Source organism: Pseudoalteromonas sp. MMG013 (assembly GCF_018100885.1).
Classification (GTDB): domain Bacteria; phylum Pseudomonadota; class Gammaproteobacteria; order Enterobacterales; family Alteromonadaceae; genus Pseudoalteromonas; species Pseudoalteromonas aurantia.
This window is the reverse complement of the sequence record NZ_JAGJEE010000037.1, coordinates 1-22,181: the sequence shown is the minus strand read 5'-3', so window position 1 is coordinate 22,181 and position 22,181 is coordinate 1. Positions and strand designations below refer to the sequence as shown.

Here is a 22,181-nt window from a genome sequence, read left to right as displayed (position 1 = left end):
GGGGTGGTCTCTTCACCCCTTTATTTTTATTGCTGTGAGGATCTCAAGCATGCTAGACCAAAATATTAAAAACCAATTAAAAAGCCATTTTAGCGCTATAAAAACACCAATTGAACTGGTTATAGCACTTGATGATAGTAAAAAATCACAAGAAATCAAAGTACTAAGCGATGATTTATCATCATTGAGTGACAAGATCTCTGTGATTGAAACTCACCAAAATGGTATACGTAAGCCGAGTATGGTTGTACGGTCACCGACGAAAAATACCCATATTGAATTCGCTGGGGTGCCTATGGGACATGAATTTACCTCATTGGTATTAGCACTATTGCAAACCGGAGGCCACCCAGCTAAAGCGTCAGATGATGAAATCGCACAGATACAAAGTTTAGATAGGCCACTCAATTTTGAAATATATATTTCTTTGAGCTGTCAAACTTGTCCGCAAGTTGTGCAAGCGCTGAATCTAATGGCGGCAATAAACCCAACAATATCAGCAACGATGATTGATGGGGCGTTATTTCAAGATGAAGTCAATGAGCGTAATGTATTAGCTGTCCCAGCAGTGTATTTGAATGGAGAGTTATTTTCACAAGGCGCTATTGGCTTAACGGATATTCTCAATAAAGTGGACAGTGGCGCACAACAAAAACAAGCAAAGAGGCTCAGTGAGAAAGCGGTGTTTGATGTCTTGGTTGTTGGTGGTGGTCCGGCAGGTGCATCGGCCGCAATATACTCAGCCCGAAAAGGACTGAATACCGGCGTTGTTGCTGACCGCTTTGGTGGCCAAGTATCAGACACGTTAGGCATAGAGAATTTCATCTCTGTTAAAGCAACAGAAGGTCCTAAGTTGGTAGCTCAATTAGAAGAGCATGTGACGCAATACGATGTTGATGTTATGAAAGGTCAGCGAGCAAAGCACATTACCCGAGATGATGTATTAACCATTGAACTTGAAAATGGTGGACAGTTAAAGGCTAAATCGATTGTTTTGGCGACAGGGGCTCGATGGCGCAGTATGAATGTGCCAGGTGAAGCTGAATATAAGGGCCGAGGTGTCGCATATTGCCCTCATTGTGATGGTCCATTGTTTAAAGGTAAACCTGTTGCAGTGATTGGCGGGGGAAATTCAGGTATTGAAGCGGCGATAGACTTGGCTAATATTGTCGAGCACGTAACGGTTTTAGAATTTGCGGATACCTTGCGAGCAGATGAAGTGTTGATAAGAAAAGCCAACAGCTTAGCGAATGTCACCATTATCAAAAGCGCTCAAACAACACAAGTTATTGGCGATGGTAAACGGGTAACTGGCTTGAATTATACAGACAGAAACTCGGGCAGCGAACATCAACTTCCATTGGCCGGAATTTTCGTTCAAATTGGCTTAGTACCCAACAGTGAGTGGTTGAAAGAGTCTGGTGTTCAGCTCAGTCAGTTTGGCGAAATAGAGATTGACTCTAAAGGCGCAACTTCACTGCCGGGCGTTTTTGCAGCCGGAGACGTCACTACCACACCATTTAAACAGATTATTATTGCCATGGGCGCAGGGGCAACCGCGAGCCTCGGCGCATTTGACTATCTTATCCGTTATGATGGCAATACAGAGCAAGCGGCTTAATGACTTAATTTTTACAGATCATTGCATGTCAGCTTGTTAGGTTGCTGACAACACCCAGCAATGCAAAGCCATTTGGTTTTTAATAAACTAAATGGCTTTTTTTACAACGGGTAGTGCGTGTGCTGACTGATATTGCGCGGCAGAAATAAATTGTCCAAAACTTTCACACCAAATAATGACAGTGTTAAATTCGTCAATATTAATGGCATTGGGAATGGGGACGATGAAAGAGTCGAATGTTTTAATGTCCCCAAGGTGTGCCATACTATCTTTGAATGTATGGAAGTCAGCTTCAGTTTCAATGAAGCGTTTCGCTAGATAGAGTTGGTAATCTGGACCTGGCGCAATATTGCCTTTAAAGGCGATATTATCATTGGAAACACTGACGTCACCTTTAGCAAAATGCAACAGGTCAGAATCTTTTAAAGTAGTGACAAACTGCCCTTTATATTTTGTATGTTGCGTCGCAGTCGCCAGTTCTAGCATACTGGGGCTGTTTGGTGCACTGATAATGGGTAAGGCATAAATACCACTTATGAACCCCAACACAAAAGTCAAAATAACGCATATTGACAGTTTAAATATCCGCATCTACTGATCGCCTTTCATCATAAATTTTATAGATTATAGCGTAAAGCACCTATCAAAGTGGTGCGTTCTATTTATGGCATCACTTCGGAAAAATAGATAAGCCACCATAAATGATGGGAGTTTTTATTTTTTCTAGTGTTTTTGTCATAGTTTCAACTGGTTTGATTAGTTTGTTTTGTAACGATTGAAATACACGATTTTGTCAATTGGTAGTGTGAAATTTGTGCTAATAGCAGGTTTTATTATTGTTATTATGTTGTTTTAATCAATAAAAACAATGGGTTTCGGTATATTTTATAGTTTGAGATTATTTTATTTCTAATCCTTTTTTGTGTGTTTTTTAAATTAAACCAATCCCTTGTGGTTGGTTTTATCAAGTGTAGAATTCTGCGCCGTGTCTGGCTATCGGTACATATGTAATCTTTTAGTAGCGCAAATAACAAAAAACATACAAATTAGGAAGGGTTTATGTCGTATTTCTACGAAAATAGGCGTGTTTTTCAATTTAGTGCAATAACGGCTGCCATGTTAAGCAGCTCAGCGTTTGCAGTAATTGATTGTGCACCGCTGGATAAATGGCAAGAAAACACCGTTTACACCAGTGGTGATCACGTTCAGCAGGACAAAGTTGCTTATAAAGCAAATTGGTGGAATAAAGCCTCACCAAAGCTTCGTTCAGGTCAGTGGCAAGAGTGGAGCAAATTGGGGGTATGCGCGTCTTCAGAGACGGCAAATAAAATTCCGAGCGTGCATTGGTTAAAGCCTGCTACTGATATTACTTTGGTTGAAAATGACAGCGTTATCATTGAGTTTTCAGCTACAGATCTGGATGGTTCTGTTAAGCAAGTAGCGGTATATCATGATGACGAACTCGTACGAGTGTTAGACAGTGCGCCGTATTTGTTTACTTGGCAGGCAAAGGTCGGCGAGCATCAATTTCATGCGGTGGCATTGGATAATGATGGTGATACGGGGCGTTCAATTAGTCGCAAAGTGACAGTAAACACTTTACCAAAAGACACAAATAAAGCACCGACTGTGCGTCTTGCAGCGCAATTGCCTTCAGAGCTGGAAGTTGGCGCTAGCATTGGCTTTACACTTCAAGCTAACGACTTAGATGAGGATACACTCAAGCAAGTGTTGCGTCTTAATGGCGAGATACTGGTTGAAACGACGGAATTAACACACCAGTTTGATTGGCAAGCGAAAGCAGCCGGCCGTCAGGTATTTACGTTAAGTGCAATTGATGAGCATGGCGCTGAGTCAGAAGTAGTACAACGGGTATTTACAGTAAAAGAAAAAGGCGACCAGCCAAATAGCCATGAAAACTGTCGTCCTGCCGGTTTGTATCAAACGCCTGATGTAACCCCTGCTTACTGCGATATATACGACAGTGAAGGACGCGAAAAAATGGGGGTTGATCATCCTCGTCGTGTTATTGGTTATTTTACGAGCTGGAGAACGGGTAAGAATGATCAACCGAGTTACCTCGTTAAAGATATTCCTTGGGATAAAATCACTCACATCAACTATGCATTTGCCCATGTTAACGCCAAAAATGAAATCAGCATTGGTAACCCAAATGCCGAAAACAATGCGGCAACCAATATGACGTGGCCGGGTGTCGCGGGTGCTGAGATGGATCCTGCGCTCCCTTATACGGGTCACTTTAACCTCCTAAATAAATATAAGCAGCAATATCCTCACGTAAAAACCATGATCTCTGTCGGTGGCTGGGCTGAGACTGGCGGCTTCTTTGACGAAACGGGTAAGCGTATTGCCAGTGGTGGCTTTTACACCATGACAACCAATGAAGATGGTAGTGTTAATCACGCAGGCATTAACGCATTTGTTGCCAGTAGCGTTGAGTTTTTACGGACCTATGGCTTTGATGGCTTAGACGTAGATTACGAATACCCATCGTCAATGAAAGACTCAGGCCACCCTGAAGATTTTGAGATCAGCAACCAACGTCGTGCAGGGCTGAATAAATCTTATCAAGTACTGATGAAAGCATTACGTGAGGCCCTTGATAAAGCAGGTGAAACTGATGACAAGCATTATATGTTGACCATTGCTTCACCGTCATCAGGCTATTTATTACGCGGGATGGAAACCTTTCAAACTGCGCAATACTTAGACTTCGTGAATATTATGTCATACGACTTACACGGCGCATGGAACGACCATGTGGGGCACAATGCACCGCTATTCGACACGGGTAAAGATTCAGAGTTGAAGGTGTGGAATGTGTATGGCACCAAAGAGTTTGGTGGTATTGGGTATTTGAATACCGATTGGGCGGTGAATTATTTCAGAGGCGCATTACCGTCTGGACGAATTAATATAGGTTTGCCGTATTACACCCGAGGTTTTCAAGGTGTTAACGGTGGGGAGAATGGCTTATGGGGCCGTGCACCGCTGCCAAATCAAAGCGATTGCCCTAAAGGCACTGGCATTGGCGACAAAAACAAATGTGGTAACGGCGCGATTGGCATCGATAACTTATGGCACGACCTTGAAAATGGTCAAGAAGTGGCCGCTGGTAGCAACCCGTTATGGCATGCTAAAAATTTGGAAAATGGCATAGTACCCAGTTACTTGGCTACCTATGGCCTGACGCCAGAGTCTGATCCTGATGATGTTATGACGGGTAAATATGAACGTCATTACGATGATGTGGCAGTTGCCCCTTGGCTGTGGAATGCGCAGAAAAAAGTGTTCTTATCAATAGAAGATACTGAGTCTATGAAGACAAAGTTAGAGTACGTTATTGATAAAGACTTAGGCGGTGTGATGTTTTGGGAGCTTGCCGGTGACTATGCATTTGATGCCAATAAAGGCGAATACTTTATGGGCTCGACGATGACATCGTTGGCGTATGACACTTTCAATCAAAGTGGCAAAGCATATGGAGCGCACTTAGGGGATTCGCAGTTTACACCACCTGAAACGACGGTCGATGTGAGGTTTGTTGCAAAAGACTTCCCTGTGGGTGACCAAAACTATCCGATCAGACCTACTTTTGCTTTTACGAACTACTCAGACATCGACTTAACGGGGGCAAAAATATCGTTCAACGTACCAACGTCAACGTCTGCTATTTTCAAGTCAAATTGGAATGCACAGAAAAAGCTTGGGATGCAAGTTGAATTAGACAGCTCAAATACCTCAGGTAATAACATTGGCGGATTTGAAAAAGAATTCCATCGCTTTTCAATCACCTTAAAAAACCAATGGGGTGGCCAGCTTGAGTCTTTCAAAAAAGGCGAAACAGTCAATGTGCAAGTGATGTACTACATACCCATTACTGGGCCAGTAAATTTCGTTATTGAAAAAGGCGGCAAAAAATATGCATTTGCTACCGAGTACCCAGCACTACCTATTGCCAGCAACGACACACCGGATCCCGGCGATGGCACCCCCCCATCAGACAAGCAATGTAATGGCATTGATGTATCAACGCTTAATACCTATCCAAACTGGCCGCGTACTAATTGGGCTGGGCTGCCAAGTCACGCGTTAGGTGGCGACCACATCATTCACAACCAAGCTGTATTTAAGGCGAAGTGGTGGACCAATAGCGCACCGTCTGATGGCGGTGCGTGGCAAAAGCTGTGTGATATTTAACCACCCTAGTTTAGAGAGCGAAAAACACACAGTCTAATTCAAGGGCCGCTGGCGGCCCTAGGGAAACTTATGAAACAACAATTAACACTAACAGCGGTGGCGCTGGGGATCACTGTGGCTGCTATACCGCAGGTGCACGGCCACGGATATATGGATAGCCCGAAAGCACGGCAAACCATTTGCCAAGAGCAAGGGGGTTTTTGGTGGCCAAAAGATGGTAGCAATATTCCAAATGCGGCATGCAGAGCTGCCTTTGTGAAAAGCGATCATGTGCAGTTTATTCAAAGGCATGAATTTGCAGCGAACGTGGCAGATTTTAATAATCAAACTGCGGTTGAAGCGGCAGTGCCAAATGGCAAGTTATGCGCCGCTGGCGATGCCAATAAAGCCGGTATGAATATCGCTTCTGCTGACTGGCAGCGCACGGTGGTTAAGCCAAATAGCAACGGAGATATAAAAGTCCGATATCGCGCCACTACACCACATAATCCCAGTTTTTGGCAATTTTATTTAACCAAACCAGGGACTGCGATCAGCACAGAGTCATTACGTTGGGATCAGCTTGAGTTGGTGCAAGAGCATGGCAATGTGGCATTTTTTATGGCCCCAGATGGTAAAAGATATTATGAAATGACGGTTGCTATACCTGAGCAGTTTAAAGGTGATGCAATCTTATATAGCCGCTGGCAAAGAGACGATGTAGTCGGAGAAGGGTTCTACAACTGTAGTGATATTACAATCGAACGCACAGATAGCACGCCTGATCCGGTCATTTGGCACTCAGCTGGTTTTTACGTAAAGCAGGGGCAAGACGCATTAGTAGGTGACACAGTATGGCTGCGTCTGTTTGATGCTAACGGACAAGAGCTAATTCAACAGCAATTTAAAGTAACAGAGCAGTCATTAGATTGGGCGATGCAATTGGCTCAGCAAGTTGTGCAAGATAACCCAGATTTGATTCAAATTGGTATTAAGTCAGCATCAGGTGATGTGACGTTCGATCATCAAAACCTGGCATCAAATCAGGTCTTTGTTCGTGACACAGCGCATAGCTATAACTTAAGTGTGGTAAAAAAGCCCGTTAATACCGCGCCGACAGTACATACGCCACAGCCATTAACGTTAGAAGAAAATACCAGTAAGCACTTGCATGTTCATGCCTTTGACGATGAGCAAAGCACGCTGACTTTTGACTGGCAGTTGCCCAATGCGCTGAGCTATACAGGCGCTGGTTCAACAATCACAGTCAGCGCACCTGACGTGGCTGCAGACACTGAGTACACCGGGCAGGTTACGGTATCTGATGGCCTGTTAAGTAAAACGGTGCCACTTCATATCACTGTTACCAACAAGGTAACCCCGCCAACGCCACCCACACCGCCAGAGGGTGACACGTGGCAAGCAAATAAAGTTTATACCGCTGGTGATACTGCGGTTTATAACGGCAAAACCTATCGAGCTAAGTGGTGGGTAAAAGGCCAGCGACCAGATCAAAGCCAAGCGTGGCAATTAGTGACAACTGACGATAGCAGCAATGCGTGGAATACAAGTACGGCTTATCAAGGGGGCAGCATTGTGACCTTTCAAAGCCAGAAGTACAAAGCGCGCTGGTGGACTCGAGGCCAGCAGCCAGGCAGCAATGCGGTGTGGCAGAAACTATAACCACCTTATAAAACATTAAATTTCATTGCGTTAAAAAAGCATTAAATAATAAATACCAAAACAACATACTATAGGAAAAACTATGTTTAAATATTTACTCTCAGCGGTTGCTGTTGGGGCTGCGCTGGCAAGTTCAAGTACCGTAGCAGCACCATCAACACCCAGTATCACGTGGAAGCCACAAAATTACTCCTTTGTGGACGTGAATATTTATGGTCGTGGATCATACAAACAACTTATTCAAGCAAAAGAAGAAGTAAACATTCAAATTGAGTGGAACGCTTGGTCTGGTAAAGGTGGTGATAGCTATCAGGTTTATTTCGATAATGAACTGGTCAATGAAGGTCAGTTATCTCCAGGTTCTAAAAGTGGCGTGATCAGCTTCCCGTATAAAAAATCGGGTCGTCATCAACTGCAAATTGCACTGTGTGATGAAACAGGGTGTGTAAAAAGTGCCACTAAGCCGATTGTGATTGCCGATACTGACGGAGGTCATTTAGCACCATTACCATTAAATGTTAACCCAAATAATAAACAGTTTGATACTGATCCTAATACGGTGGTTGGTGCATATTTTGTAGAGTGGGGCATTTATGGTCGTAAGTTCGATGTGACGCAAATCCCAGCTGATAACTTAACCCATTTACTCTATGGTTTTATTCCAATTTGTGGCCCAAATGAGTCACTGGCTGAAATTGAAAACGGTAACAGCCTACGTGCATTAAATCTGGCATGTGGGGGGTCCGAAGATTACGAAGTAGTGATTCACGACCCATGGGCAGCAGTACAAAAAGCACTGCCAGGTGTAAGCAGTAGTGATCCAATTCGTGGTACCTACGCACAGCTGATGGCGTTAAAGCAGCGTAATCCAGACTTAAAAATCTTACCTTCTGTCGGGGGCTGGACGTTATCAGATCCGTTCTTTGACTTTGACAATAAAGCCAACCGTGACACGTTCGTTAAGTCGATGCGCGAATTCTTAACCACTTGGAAGTTTTATGATGGGATTGATGTTGATTGGGAATTCCCTGGCGGAGATGGCGCTAATCCGAACTTAGGCAGTGACAAAGATGGTGAAGTTTATGTGACACTGATGAAAGAGCTGCGCATTATGCTTGATGATCTTGAAGCGAAAACTGGCCGTGAATATGAATTAACCTCTGCGATTGGTTCTGGATGGGACAAAATTGAAGACGTTGATTATCAACAAGCTGCGCAATATATGGATTACATTTTTGCGATGACGTATGACTTTCATGGTGGTTGGAACAACGTAACTGGGCATCAAACAGGTATTTATTGCGGGTCGCATCTATCAGCAAATGAATGTAATGGCACAGGTGTAGATGAAAACGGTGAGCCGCGCAAAGGGCCTGCTTATACATTAGACAATGCGGTTAAGTTGTTGCTTGAACAAGGCGTGCCAAGCGAAAAGCTAGTAATAGGTGCTGCTATGTATGGCCGTGGTTGGGAAGGGGTGAAACCTGAAAATGCGACTATTGCAGGCAACCCAATGACAGCACCAGCTAACGGTAAATTACGTGGTTCAACGTCTCAGGGCGTGTGGGAAGCGGGCGTGATTGATTATAAGGGGCTCAAGTCTCATATGATTGGTGCAAATGAGCAGGGCGTGAACGGTTTTGAGGTTGGCTATGACGAGCAAGCACAAGCCGCATATGTGTGGAATCAGCAAAAAGGCACATTGGTAACGTATGATAGCCCACGCTCAGTACAAGCAAAAGGCCGATATGTACGTGAGCACAATCTAGGTGGCTTATTTGCGTGGGAAATTGATGCAGACAACGGTGACATATTAAATGCGATGCATGAAGGTCTTGCCGGAAAATCAACGCCAGTTCCTCCTAAAAACCATGCGCCAACGCTTGAGTTAATTAACGAAGTAACGGTTGCATCAGGTGAGACGGTTCAACTTGTTGCGACAGCAACAGATCCAGAAGCAAAGCCTCTGACTTACCTTTGGCAGGGAGACAGTGCGTTAACTTTGACTGCTAATAATGAAACACTCGTTATTACAGCGCCAGAGACCACAAAAGATGTCGTCTATACCGTGAATTTAACGGTATCTGATGGAGTTAATGATGTAACTGCATCGGTCAAAGTAATGGTGAGTGCACCTGTCGTAGAAAATAAAGCGCCGAGTGTGGCAGAAGTTACAGACATTGTTGTGGATGAAAACAGTGAAGTTGCACTGAGCGTGGTGGCTTCTGACCCAGAAGGAAAGTCATTGAGCTATAGCTGGCAAGTACTAGGTCATAGCATTGTCGGCTCAGGCAGTGAAGTGGTATTGACCACCTCAGAAGTAGAACAAGATCAACGTGTAACAGGCGCTGTTTCAGTCTCTGATGGGGTGAATACGGTTGAGCGTAAGTTTAGCGTGACGGTGAAAAATACAGAAACTACGCCAGATCCTACACCGGAGCCAGATAAAACAACATGGAATGCAAACACCGTGTATGTGGGTGGCAACATCGTTTGGTATAACGGCGTGCAATATAAAGCGCGTTGGTGGACCAAAGGCGCTGTGCCAAGTAACGGCGGTGTATGGCAAGAGATCATTCCTGATGACGGCACGGTTCGTGACTGGCGCAGTGATTTAGTCTACACCGGTGGCGATCAAGTAAAGCACAATGGCATTAAATACCAAGCACGCTGGTGGACACGAGGCCAAACACCGGGCAGCAATGCTGTGTGGCGCAAGCTATAACCTAAAGTCTATTTAACTAACACACGATTGGGGCAAGGAGGCCCTTTTTACAAAAACAAAAATTATAGAGATCATTATGTTCAAACTAACCCCAATCGCGCTACTGGTTGCTGCCAGTAGTTTCCCGCTTTATGCCAGTCAAGCTACGCAGATACATACAAATGTAGAATTAAAGCAAAAGCTTATGGATGTTTTTTCACCTCAGCAAAGCCAGTTCTCTACTCAGGGTAATAATGAAACGTCGTTACAATTTAAAGCGCATCAGCGCTCAGCAGATGGCAAACACATCCGCCGCAGTCAACATTATCGCGGCGTGCGTGTGTACGGTGGTGAAGTTGTCACTCATCATGACGCTGAAAACTATGTAGGCGCACTAAATCATCGCCAAGGTACAATTAAGTCAGTGAGTGGCAGCGTGGTTGAAAATGTCTATGTTGACGTGACTGCTCCGAGCTTTGACGAGTCGCAGGCCATTGAGTATGGTCGTCAAAATGTGGCGAATATACAGTTTACCAATGATGAACACGCAGAGCTGGTTGTTTACCCGTATAAAGATGGTTTTCGTCTTGCCTATATTGTTACGTTTTATGCAGAAACACTGGAACACCCAACACGTCCTGAATTTGTAATTGATGCGGGCACGGGTGAAGTATTAAGTCAAACAGAGACGTTGGCACACGCAAAAATCGGCATGGGGCCGGGTGGTAATGAAAAAACAGGCAAATATTATTTTGGTGAGTCAAAAGCCAAATTTAATGCGACCGACTTAGGGAATGGTCACTGTGCAATGAAAGATCGCGATATCCGCGTTATCGATATGGAGCACGGTACAACGAATACCCATACTTTTGAATTCCCTTGTTTTGAAAATACCCACAAAGCCATCAATGGCGCATATTCACCACTCAATGATGCGGTATTTTATGGTCAAGCAACCATAGATATGTTTCATGAATGGTTTGATAGTCGTGCTTTGAATAGTGACTTGGTGATGCGTATTCATTATCGACAAGACTACTTAAATGCGTTTTGGAATGGTAAAGAAGTCACGTTTGGCGATGGTGATCATCGTGTATATCCATTTACTTCCTTAGGTGTTATTGCCCATGAGGTTGCACACGGTGTGACACATCAAAACTCAAAACTTGTATATAGTGCACAATCTGGTGGCGTTAACGAGTCTTTTTCAGATATGACATCTGAAGCGTTGGAATGTTATCTGAGCGAGCAAGCTGATGGCAGCTGTGTAGTTGACTGGAAAATTGGCGCTCGTATTTTTAAAAACCTTGATGCGATGCGTTATTTAGATATGCCAAGTAAAGATGGCCGTTCTATTGATCATGCCAGTGAATACAAAAGTGGCTTAGATGTTCATTATAGCTCTGGGGTGTTCAACCGTGCTTTTTACTTACTCTCTACGACTGAGAACTGGGGTGTGAAAAAAGCCTATGAAGTGATGCTTCATGCCAATAAAAATTATTGGGTTTATAATGGTAATTATGAGTCGTTAGCGTGTGGCGTCACCGATGCCGCAAAAGACTTTGGTTATGATATCCAAGCGGTAGGGGATGCGTTTAGTAAAGTAGGAGTGTTTGCCTGCACCGACAATAAAGCGCCAACCATTGATATCACTAGCCCAGTTAACAACAGCCGCCATATTGTGGGTACGAATATCGAGCTAAAAGCACTCGCAGAGGACGAGTATGGTGAAGTGTCAAAAGTGGTATTCAGCGTAAATGGTCAGGTTTATAAAACTCTGACTTCAGCACCTTATACAACACAATTTCAAAGTAACACGAAAGGTGAGTATGTCGTCACAGCGACAGTCACCGATAATGAAGGGCTGACTGTTAATGCACCTGCTGTGGTATTCAACTTAATTAACCCAAGTGATTGTAATACGGCACAGTGGCGAGCAGGCCAAGTGTATACACAAGGCAATAAAGTGGCCTTTGAAGGGTTTGAATATACCGCTAAATGGTGGAACCGTGACCAAAGTCCTGCAACCAATGCTAATGCATGGGGTGTATGGAAAAAAGGATTAGAGTGTGGTTCAGACACAGAGCAGCCAAATAAAGCGCCGACTATACGATTTGTAAGCCCAGATACGAATAGTACTGTGACGATAGGCGACAATGTTGCCGTAAACCTAGCTGCAAATGATATCGATGGCCAAGTGAAACACGTTAAAGTTAGTGTTAATGGCACCTTATTGACCTCGTTAAGTACCGCACCTTTTAGCTTTAACTGGCAACCTGAGGCAGCAGGCACCTATCGTTTAAGCGCCGAAGCGGTTGATGATAAGCAAGCCAAATCAGAACTTGTATCTGTTAACGTGACGGTCAAAGGCGCGGAACCTGTGCCAACTGCACCCAGTGTTAGTTTACTGTCACCGCATAATGGCAGTGTGTTTGAGCAGGGCAGTACGGTAACTTTGCAAGTAAATGCCTCAGATGTTGATGGAGACTTACAGCACGTTGTCTATTTTGTGAATGGTACACAAATAAAGCGTGCACAGGCACCTTATGAGGCTACGGTAACAGTACCAAGTGTTGGTAATTATAGTGTATATGCGGTCGCGACTGATTCATTAGGTCTTGCGACACAATCTGAAACACACCGTTTTAGCGTTACCGCAAAACCAACTGGCTGTGATACTCCTGCTTGGCAAGCGAGCTCAGTATACACTGCGGGTAATAAAGTAAGTCATGATGGTTTTACTTACCAAGCAAAGTGGTGGACGCGTAACCAAAACCCGGCGAACTACTCTTCACAATGGAATGTTTGGAAAAAACTGGATAAATGTAACTAAGTTATACAGATATATAGTGTGATATTTACTGGAACAAGCAAACATAAGTTGTTTTAGGCAAAGAAAAAGCGCAGTGTCATAAACACTGCGCTTTTATTAACAACAAGTAGTTTCATTAATTATGACACTTGTGTTACTTGTTGGTTCAACTATATAGGTTAAAACTTCCAAACCAGTGTTACACGTGCGTCACGGCCTGGCTCTGCGACACCTGAGTCAACAGGGCCAAGTGCTGCATAGGTCGCGTGGTCATAGTAAAACTTATCAAAGATATTTTTGACTGCGGCTTCAACTACCAGCTCTTCGCTTCCCATGACATACCAGGTTGCTTGCAAGTCATGAGCAGCATAGCCAGCTTTTTCTGGCAAGGCTTGGTTGCTCCACACATTCACACCAGAATTGGTTAATCGCTTTACAAAGCGGCTATTCCAGCTCACTTCTAAATCGTCTGAGACGGTGTAATTAATACCGGCTGTTAAAGTATCACCAGAGCTAGTACCAATTGACCAGTCTTGGTCGCTAATGGCTGCGCCACTCAGAGCTGGGTTGACATGGTTTTCCCATTTAGGTTTACTGTGGTTATAGCTTAAATTTACGCTCATACTGTCAAAACGGTAACGAGATTGTAGATTGAAACCGTTATTTTCAATGTCACCCACATTAGTTAGCAGGGTATGCTCAATGGTACCGTGATTTTTTAAGGTTGAAACGGCATCTGTGATCGTTGAATCAAACACATTACCCGTGACGGTTAAGCGGTCGCCTAAATATTTGAAACCCACTTCAAAGTTGTTAGCTTGTTCTTCTTTTAAATTGATATCGTTGTCGTAATAGCCCAGTACAAAGAGCTCTTTTACTTTTTGGCCGCGCAGTGCTTGTGCGAAACCAGCATTTAGTGAAAACGCCTCAGTAATGGCATAGCTCATATTGATGTTAGGGCTAAAACCATTCGAATTCATGGTTACGCTATTGTCATCAACGAGCTCGTAGTTATCGTAACGTAACCCTGTACTGATCTGAAATTGCTCAGTAACGTCGATGTAATTTTGCACATAGAGTCCGAACACTTTACCTTTTTCAAGGCCTTCCGTTTCAGATTTAGTGCCGATGTTTTGTAGTTTTGCTTCATCTGAACGGTAATCAACCCCTGCAACAATCTTGGTATTGCTCAGCTGTGCGGTATTACGTAAATCAAAACCAGTAGAATCATATACTGCATGATAGGTATTATTAACACCTTGATGAAGCGGGTGGTCGTGTGTAATAAAATTTTCAGTGTTAAATACGTTCAGGTGCACATTAAGTAACTCTGAACCAGGATTATACGTATAATTTACGGTACTGGTTGTACGCTCACTTTCTTGTGGTAGTGCAAAGTTCTTTCTACTTGGGTGCCAATGTGCACGAAGTAAACGTGTGCCGTTGTCTTGGCGCATATCATAACTGGCTGAAATGGTTTGGGTATCACTCAATTCACCGCTGATTTTTGCAAACCCAACTTCTTGCTCTGATGCGGTGTAAGCAATGGTGTTGCCCTTGCCATCTTCCATGTCTTCAGTATCGCGTTTTAGCACGGTTACTAAGCCAGACCAATTATCATTAATATGACCGTAGGCGGTGAGACTGGCTTTAAAACCTTCGCTATTACCATAGTAGCCAAGCTTAACATTACCACCAAATTGCTCATCGCCAGAGAGTAAGTCACTGGCATCTTTGGTTAAAAATCGAATTGCACCACCAAGAGCGCCAGAGCCTGACGTTGCATCACCGGCTCCAGCCACAATATCGACCTGCTTAAGGAGTTCAGGTTCAATGGTTAATCGGCCTTGATGGTGAAATAAATAACCCGCTTGCAAAGCACCGTCAATAGACACATTTAGCATGGTGTCTTCTAAGCCACGTACATAAATCTTTTGTGCAATAGGATTTGAACCACCCACTGAAACTTCGGCTTGGCTTCTAAATATGTCGCCTAAGTCATTGGCTTGAAGTTGTGCCATTTGAGCTTGGCCAATGATCTGATCAGCATCAGATACTTTGCCATGAACTTCGATGATTTCCATTTTATCTGACTGTTCATCGGCCTGTACTGGTGTGCTAATAAGTGCGGCAGTGGATAAAGCTGCCATTGCGATATAAAGAGGAGAGCGAGAGAACTGCATGTGAATTGCCTATTTTGTAAATGCGAATAATTATCAATGTCGTGTATTATTCATTGTTTATAAGGGAACCGAAAGGACTTTTACAACTGTTACATTTACGGTGACAGTTTATTGAGCGATATCGAAATGGTTAAGCCACCTGCATCTTGATTGTGAGCCGAAATATGACCACCTAGGTGGTGTATGTGACGTTTACACAGTGCTAACCCAAGCCCAAAACCATTGCTCTTTTGTGCTGAAGTTACGCGATAAAATGGCTTAAATATATCGTCTAATGCATCGTTTGGAACGCCGCACCCATCATCTGTAATGTGTATTTCATGCGGGTTGGGCATGGTTACCGTGATGTGGCTTTTTGCGTAGCGGCTGGCGTTTCTTAACAGGTTTTCAATAACTTGGCCCAAAATGCGACTATTACTGTGTATTTTTAAGCTGCTCGCACAGTGTGTGAAAAATTTTATGTGGGGTGCTTCAAATTGCACATCTTCAATAATGCTATCAATGAGGTCGATTAAATCAAAAGTATCCAGATCAATATCTTGACGCATTGTGGCTGATTCATTTTCTAACCAAGTGAGTGTCAATGTATCTTCGGCGAGTGTACGCATGGCAGTGCAGTCTTTGCGAATTCGGGCTAACATATTCTGTGTTTCTATAGCATGCTCCGCACAATTCAAAGCGGTTTCGACTCTCGCAATGGGGGTACGGATTTCATGGGAGAAATCAGCAATAAACTGCCTTTGAGATTCGATGGTATGTTCAATACAGTCAGCCATTTGATCAAATGTTGCGGCTATTTTCTTAAATTCACTGTCGGTAGTTGAAATTTTATCACTGATACGTGTACCGAGTTTACCCGCTGCAAAGTCTTGCGTGGCATGTTCTAGTTGTTTTAAAGGCACCATAATTGCGCGATATATGAGGATGCAAAATCCGGCTAAAAAGATCATGGGCAAAATAAACTGCAAGGTTAAGTATGCGAGCTTCCAATAGTCTCCCGGTCGCATATGGGCTGGGAGTTGAATAAGAAAGTGTGTTTTTTTATCGGCAAAAGGCACGTCCATAATGGGATTGTAGTTAAAGTATAAGTGTATTTTCCAAGAGACATCGCGGCCAAGAGAAATATGGTCGCTAAATAAGGGAGTAAGCGTGCTGTTTGCCACGGGCGTGACTTGTTTTTGCACCACGGCAGCCCATGTATTTTCATTTTGCTCAATTGTGTCTATGTACTGTTTCAGTGTTTCTAAGTCACCAGCCAAATATAGCTTTTCGGCATGCTGACCGTAATGTCGTAGCGTGTTTTGATGGCGCATTTCAAGTTGACTCATTTTAATTTCAGTGTAACTGGCCAGTACGTCGATGAGCCAAAAAAGAGAAACCGCGCCGGCAATAATGAGCAGACACAGTTTTGTAAAAAAAGAATGTGTTTTTAACGGATTACGCATTAAAAGAGTAACCCCGGCCATGTAATGTGGTGATTGATTCAGCACTCATACCGACGGCAATGAGCTTTTTTCTAAGCCGACTAAGGTGCATATCGAGACTGCGGTCGTAGCGACTGAACTGACGTTCTAACACTTGTTGGTATAAGTAAGGCTTACTGAGCGCTTCACCGGCATGTTCAGCGAGGTGCCAAAGCAGCTTAAATTGTATGGCGGTCATTTCAATGTGTACGTCGTTAAATTGGGCATGAAGCTGACGTTTGTTCAGTGATAGCCCATTTGTTTTAAGAACATAATTATTGGGGTTTTTTTCTGTGTGTTGCGAGCGACGTAAAATTGCTTCAACACGCAGTATTAACTCTTCAATATTGAAGGGTTTAGGTAAGTAATCATCAGCGCCCATACTTAGGCCTTTAATTCTATCTTGTTCAGCACCGCATGCTGATAAAATCAGTACTGGGGTTTGTTTACATTTACGTAATTGTGACAGTACCTCATAACCCTCTATGATGGGGAGCCTAATATCGAGAATGATGAGTTCATAATCATGTGCTAATGCTTGCGTTAAACCCTGCTCTCCATCATGGACACAGGTTACGTTAAATCCTCGTTTTTCGAGTAATGCACACACTTGCTGATTTAATAAAGGATCATCTTCAATAACCAAAATAGGGGCTGACACGATACAATTGCCTATCTAAATAATAATGATTGTATTTTACGTGCATTGTTCGGGTGCAATCAACAGTCGGTTTCAGATAATTGAAATTCAATAAAAATCAAGTTGGTAAGGCTTGCGAATTGTTCGTGTGAAAACTAAGTTAACTAGTTCCGAATGCAATAAAGGAACAACAACATGTATAAGGTAATTTCTAGTTTATTAGCGCTGGGTATTGCGGCGACCGTACAAGCTCAGTCATTACAAGCAACCCATTATGCCGTTCAATATGAAGGGCGTATTGTTAAAAGTTATGACAGTGGACAAGTCCAATTTAATTGGCCTGGTAGTTATTTTAAAACCAAGTTAATAGGTCGCAGTATCGACATTGAATTGACGGGTTATGGCGATCAATTTGATATATTGGTTAATGGTCGTTTTCATAAAAAAATAGTGACAGACTATTCAGGTCAACCACAGTCTTTTGAGTTATTTAGTCAAGAAACTGCCAGTGAAGTGTTGGTTGAGGTGGTAAAAAGAACTGAAAATTATGATGAGTTTGCCACAATTCATAGTTTTAATGTTGACGGCCGTTTAGAGGGCGTGTGGCAAAACCAAAAGCATATTCTCTATATTGGAGATTCAATCAGTGCGGGGTTTGGCAGTGAATCAAATAAACGCCAATGTACTTGGAGTGAAGTGGTTGAAACCAGCAATGCTCGTCTGGCGTTTCCTTATGTGACATCGAAGGCGTTGAATACCAGTTTTACTCAAGTCTCTTTTTCTGGTTTGGGCCTTATTCGTAATTGGGCCGGCAACCAAACTCACCATGATTTAGCGTATTATTATGACAGAGCGGGTGGCGTATACGGCACGAATAAACTCTATCAAGATACGTATCCTGACTTGATTGTTGTAGAAGTGGGTACTAATGACTTTAGCACAGACCCTCAACCTCATGAACCATGGGATGATATAACGCAGGTGCAACAAGCATGGGTAGATGAAATGGTGAGCTTTGTAGGTACGTTGCGTAGTCGTTATCCAGATCGAACAATTGTATTTATGCCACGTCCTGCCTATCCATATGATGTGATTATTTCATCTACAGAACAAGCCATTAAACGGTTGCAGCAGCAAGGGGAGTCGAATCTATATTCTCATAGCTTTAATTCTCAACTGAGTGGCTGTATTTGGCATCCAACAAAAGCCGAACATCAACAAATAGCGTCAGAATTAGTAAAGTTTATTCATGACAAAGAGTTACTGTAGGTTTTTTTGTTCACAAGATTAGCTGTGGCATAGCATCGAGTGCTATATAACAGATGCGGCAAGCATGTACGTCCCTTTTTCGTACACGCGCCGCATTTTTACTTATCGGGGAATGAGCACATTTAAATTAAGGTTTTGGTTCTACCCACAATACACCCACTTCTTTTTTAGTTACTCGCACCGCAGTCCCTTTTGAAATGGGGTTTTCAGATTTTAACTGCCACTGAATACCTGAATAAGCGTGCTGTACGTTAGCTTCATGGTTTAATTCATGCTCTAACGTGAATTCAATATCAGCAAAATCACTGTTAACTTGCTTACTGTCAACATTCTCTTGCATACGCTTTAGCGGTTTCCACAATAACAGTGCAAAACCAAAAGTCAGTATGGCGTTAACCCACAACGCATTAAGCCAGTTGGGTTCGAGTAAACCTGCATACATCATACCGCCAGAAAACACCAAAGAGAGCCCCAGAAACAGCAATACAAAAGTGGCAAAACCCAGTACAGCTACTTCGATGATCAAAGCCAGAATTCCTAGAATGACTAATGCTTGTGCAGTATTCTCAATAAAGTAGCTCATACAACTTACCCCTTTTGTTTGCTATTAAGGCTATTGATGATTGACATGCCTTGAGCAACAAGTGAACTGGCATCAGTGCCGTTTTCTGGTAGCAATACCACAGAAGACTCTTTAGCAATGGCTTCTTTTGCAGCAATGGCTTTGGTCGCCAAGTCGAGCTGTATGGCTTTTTGACCTTGTTCTGTATCTGCGGCTTCACCTACTTTACGTAACGCAGCGGCTTGTGCATCGGCAACGGCAATAATAGCTTGAGCTTCACCTTCAGCGGTGAGGATTTGCTCCGTTTTATCAGCTTCAGCTGCTAAAACTTGTGCTTGCTTTTTACCTTCAGCGACGTTGATGGCAGATTGTCTATCACCTTCAGATTCTAATATTTGTGCACGTTTGACACGTTCAGCTTTCATTTGCGCTTCCATTGCTTCCATAACTGATTGAGGTGGCACAATGTCTTTTATTTCATAACGTAGTACCTGAATTCCCCAAGGCTCTGATGCTGAGTTAATGGCTGACACAATATTGGTATTGAGTAAATCTCGTTCTTCAAATGTTTTGTCTAGCTCCATTTTACCTAACTCACTACGCATCGTTGTTTGCGCAAGTTGCGTGACGGCAAAAATGTAGTCATCTACCCCGTAAGTTGCTTTATATGGGTCTAATACGCGAAAGTAGAGCACACCATCCACAATAAGAGAAATATTGTCTTTGGTTATTGCTGATTGAGAAGGCACGTCGACGGCTTGTTCTTTTAAACTTCTATCTGCAGAAATGCGGTCAATAAATGGCACGATAAAGTTAAGCCCAGCTTCTTTTGTTGATTGATATTTACCAAATCGTTCAACGACCCATGCTTTATTTTGAGGAACGAATTTTATACCGCTTTTTAAAACGATGATGACAAAAATAAGTAGTGCAACTTCTATATTAAAAAGAAGGTTAAATATTTGCGAGACTGGATCCATAATGTTCCCTTATATGTTATCGAGTGTATGTTCAGTTGAAAATTATAGAATGACTGAACGTGAGTAATACCGAGAGTTTACGTTACCATTGGCAGTTTGAAACGCCAACTTTAGTTGTGTGTTGGGTCGTGGTTACAGAGCATGTAAATAGAATAGGGCATTATCAGTATAAATGCCCTATGAGTTTTTAGTTATGTGTATTAGCTGTACAGTTAGACGGGCGAGAGTTAACGGCATTTAAGCCAATTGCAGTACATAAAGTTGGACCCGAATGTTTACCTGCGCCGCCAATGAGCATGGTTGCTTCTTGTGGTAATTGTGTCTTATCGTTTGTGAGTGTTTTTATATTTTTTTTATTTAAAGATAATTTCATCGTTCAGTCCTTTATATCGGTATAGAGCTTATATTGATAACGTAATTTATTTATGAAAACAAGGATTATTTAGTTTTTAGGGTTAAACGTAATCGCTAAAATTTCTTGTTTGTTACTGTCGGACCAAGCCAGTTCAGCGGCGTTTGATTGTGGCAACCATTGATAAGCGGTATGTTCGTTTGGGTCGAGTACAATAGGGGTTGCTATGGGCACACAGATGCTAAATACGTACTCTGTATTTATTGTGGCATTGCTAATATAGCGATGTCTCCAGCACTGTCTTATTTCGTAATTATTTGTTTTATTATGGTTATAAATATCTATTCCGAGTTTTAGCGCATCAATGCCTGTTTCTTCTTTGAGCTCTCTATACGCAGTTTGTGTTGGTGTTTCATGTTCATCAATTCCTCCAGTTACAGATTGCCAAAAAGTAGGGTCGTCGGTACGACGGATCAATAAAAATTCGTTGTTTGTATTGTAGATCACGACTAAGACAGAATAAGGCTTGCGAAGCGTCATTATTGAGGACCATGTAGAGATTTAGCTCAGTTTACCTTAAAAATATCTAAGAAGGGTAAACTTTACATGATTGTTGGAGAGCCAGTTAACGGCTTTCTTTAGGTGAACAGGGTAAAAAAAAGCAGGCCATAGGCCTGCCAAACATAACTACACCCTTTAAAGTGTGCTAAGGAAGATAAAAACCAGCCAACGTCCTTGTTGACTAAAACTCTACTCATTGAAGTTCACTAAGTGCCTAGAGAAATATGCCCTTAATGTGGGACACATGCTAAATTAATGATGATGAGTTGTAAACAAAAATAATCAATTATTTTAATTGTGTGTTTATTTGTTAACCTATTGTGCTGTTTTTTGTACTGTTAATTATCATGAAATTGTTTTTTGCTTGTTTTAAGTACAGCTAACCATATGTTTTTATGCCTTTTAAAGATTTTCTTTCAAACACCTTGGAAAATTCTTTGATGTGTAAATGTAAATTACTTGTATTAATGCATAAACTTGGAAACATATCGAAAGTATTTCGTTGGTTTTGGATACTGTTTTTACGATAAACATCGTGTTCTTCATGATTGTTCCATAATTTATTACTACAGTTGCGGCTGTAACGTAGCAACACTCATTATGAGAGTAAGCGCATTACTTTTCCTATAGTATGTAGGCTCATGGATGGGCCTTTTTATTGTTTTGTGACTTTAGCGCACTTAATGGAAGTTAAGTGGAAGCAGCGTGTCAATGTGTTTATTCCCTCCAACTCGATTCAAGATCAACACTCATTCGTCTAACCCAAGTTCAACGCTTCTTCGTCTCACTGAAGTTCTGCACTCATTCGTCGCCCTGACGTAGGTCAGGGTCCATGTGTATATTGGAACTGATGTGCGTGGATCCTGAATCAAGTTCAGGAAGACGACGTGGGTGAACTAGGCTTTGGCATGCCCTTTATTGTTGAAACATTCAAGTTTAGCATCTACTCGTCTCGCACAAGCTCAACACTCATTCGTTTCACACAAGTTCTGCACTCATTCGTTTCACACAAGTTCTGCACTCATTCGTCTCACACAAGTTCAGCATCTACTCGTCTCGCACAAGCTCAACACTCATTCATCTTCCACAAGCTCAACACTTCTTCGTCGCCCTGACGTAGGTCAGGGTCCATGTGTATATTGGAACTGATG

14 protein-coding genes are annotated in these 22,181 nt (G+C 42.6%); 6 read left to right on the top strand and 8 right to left on the bottom strand.

Annotated features, from left to right (window positions below; genetic code table 11):
- Positions 1 to 49 precede the first annotated feature (49 nt).
- The gene (ahpF, locus tag J8L98_RS21400) at positions 50 to 1,621 is read left to right on the top strand and encodes an alkyl hydroperoxide reductase subunit F (protein WP_210998125.1); all 1,572 of its coding nucleotides are present in this window, start codon (positions 50 to 52) and stop codon (positions 1,619 to 1,621) included.
- A gap of 87 nt (positions 1,622 to 1,708) precedes the next feature.
- On the opposite strand, the gene J8L98_RS21395 is transcribed toward ahpF, so the two are convergent.
- Positions 1,709 to 2,212, bottom strand: a complete 504-nt coding sequence (locus J8L98_RS21395; protein ID WP_210998124.1) for a DM13 domain-containing protein — start codon at positions 2,210 to 2,212, stop codon at positions 1,709 to 1,711.
- Between the two features lie 468 nt (positions 2,213 to 2,680).
- Here J8L98_RS21395 and J8L98_RS21390 point away from each other — a divergent pair, with 468 nt between their 5' ends.
- From J8L98_RS21390 to J8L98_RS21375, 4 genes are all read left to right on the top strand, one after another.
- Positions 2,681 to 5,842, top strand: a complete 3,162-nt coding sequence (locus tag J8L98_RS21390; protein ID WP_210998123.1) for a glycosyl hydrolase family 18 protein — start codon at positions 2,681 to 2,683, stop codon at positions 5,840 to 5,842.
- Between the two features lie 69 nt (positions 5,843 to 5,911).
- Entirely contained in the window at positions 5,912 to 7,504 is a 1,593-nt protein-coding gene (locus J8L98_RS21385; protein WP_210998122.1) for a lytic polysaccharide monooxygenase, read from the top strand.
- Positions 7,505 to 7,586: 82 nt separating this feature from the next.
- On the top strand, positions 7,587 to 10,229 hold the full coding sequence (locus J8L98_RS21380; protein WP_210998121.1) for a glycosyl hydrolase family 18 protein: 2,643 nt from the start codon (positions 7,587 to 7,589) through the stop codon (positions 10,227 to 10,229).
- Between the two features lie 76 nt (positions 10,230 to 10,305).
- The gene (locus J8L98_RS21375) at positions 10,306 to 13,041 is read left to right on the top strand and encodes an Ig-like domain-containing protein (protein WP_210998120.1); all 2,736 of its coding nucleotides are present in this window, start codon (positions 10,306 to 10,308) and stop codon (positions 13,039 to 13,041) included.
- Positions 13,042 to 13,199: 158 nt separating this feature from the next.
- On the opposite strand, the gene J8L98_RS21370 is transcribed toward J8L98_RS21375, so the two are convergent.
- The 3 genes from J8L98_RS21370 to J8L98_RS21360 form a co-directional block, all read right to left on the bottom strand.
- Positions 13,200 to 15,203, bottom strand: a complete 2,004-nt coding sequence (locus tag J8L98_RS21370; protein ID WP_210998119.1) for a TonB-dependent receptor — start codon at positions 15,201 to 15,203, stop codon at positions 13,200 to 13,202.
- Between the two features lie 95 nt (positions 15,204 to 15,298).
- A complete protein-coding gene (locus tag J8L98_RS21365; protein ID WP_210998118.1) occupies positions 15,299 to 16,648 on the bottom strand; it encodes a sensor histidine kinase in 1,350 nt (449 codons plus the stop codon).
- Positions 16,641 to 17,327, bottom strand: a complete 687-nt coding sequence (locus J8L98_RS21360) for a response regulator transcription factor (protein WP_192509967.1) — start codon at positions 17,325 to 17,327, stop codon at positions 16,641 to 16,643. The genes J8L98_RS21365 and J8L98_RS21360 overlap by 8 nt, the downstream gene beginning before the upstream one ends.
- Positions 17,328 to 17,501: 174 nt before the next feature.
- On the opposite strand from J8L98_RS21360, the gene J8L98_RS21355 reads away from it, so the two are divergent.
- On the top strand, positions 17,502 to 18,575 hold the full coding sequence (locus tag J8L98_RS21355) for an SGNH/GDSL hydrolase family protein (protein WP_192509968.1): 1,074 nt from the start codon (positions 17,502 to 17,504) through the stop codon (positions 18,573 to 18,575).
- Positions 18,576 to 18,702: 127 nt separating this feature from the next.
- On the opposite strand, the gene J8L98_RS21350 is transcribed toward J8L98_RS21355, so the two are convergent.
- The 4 genes from J8L98_RS21350 to nudB all read right to left on the bottom strand — a co-directional run bounded on the left by J8L98_RS21350 (position 18,703) and on the right by nudB (position 21,009).
- Complete coding sequence (locus J8L98_RS21350; protein WP_192509969.1) at positions 18,703 to 19,158, bottom strand: NfeD family protein; 456 nt, start codon at positions 19,156 to 19,158, stop codon at positions 18,703 to 18,705.
- A gap of 5 nt (positions 19,159 to 19,163) precedes the next feature.
- Complete coding sequence (locus tag J8L98_RS21345) at positions 19,164 to 20,117, bottom strand: slipin family protein (protein WP_210998117.1); 954 nt, start codon at positions 20,115 to 20,117, stop codon at positions 19,164 to 19,166.
- Between the two features lie 187 nt (positions 20,118 to 20,304).
- On the bottom strand, positions 20,305 to 20,490 hold the full coding sequence (locus tag J8L98_RS21340) for a hypothetical protein (RefSeq protein WP_210998116.1): 186 nt from the start codon (positions 20,488 to 20,490) through the stop codon (positions 20,305 to 20,307).
- A gap of 69 nt (positions 20,491 to 20,559) precedes the next feature.
- Positions 20,560 to 21,009, bottom strand: coding sequence for a dihydroneopterin triphosphate diphosphatase (nudB, locus tag J8L98_RS21335; protein ID WP_210998115.1), 450 nt, complete (start codon positions 21,007 to 21,009; stop codon positions 20,560 to 20,562).
- Positions 21,010 to 22,181 lie beyond the last annotated feature (1,172 nt).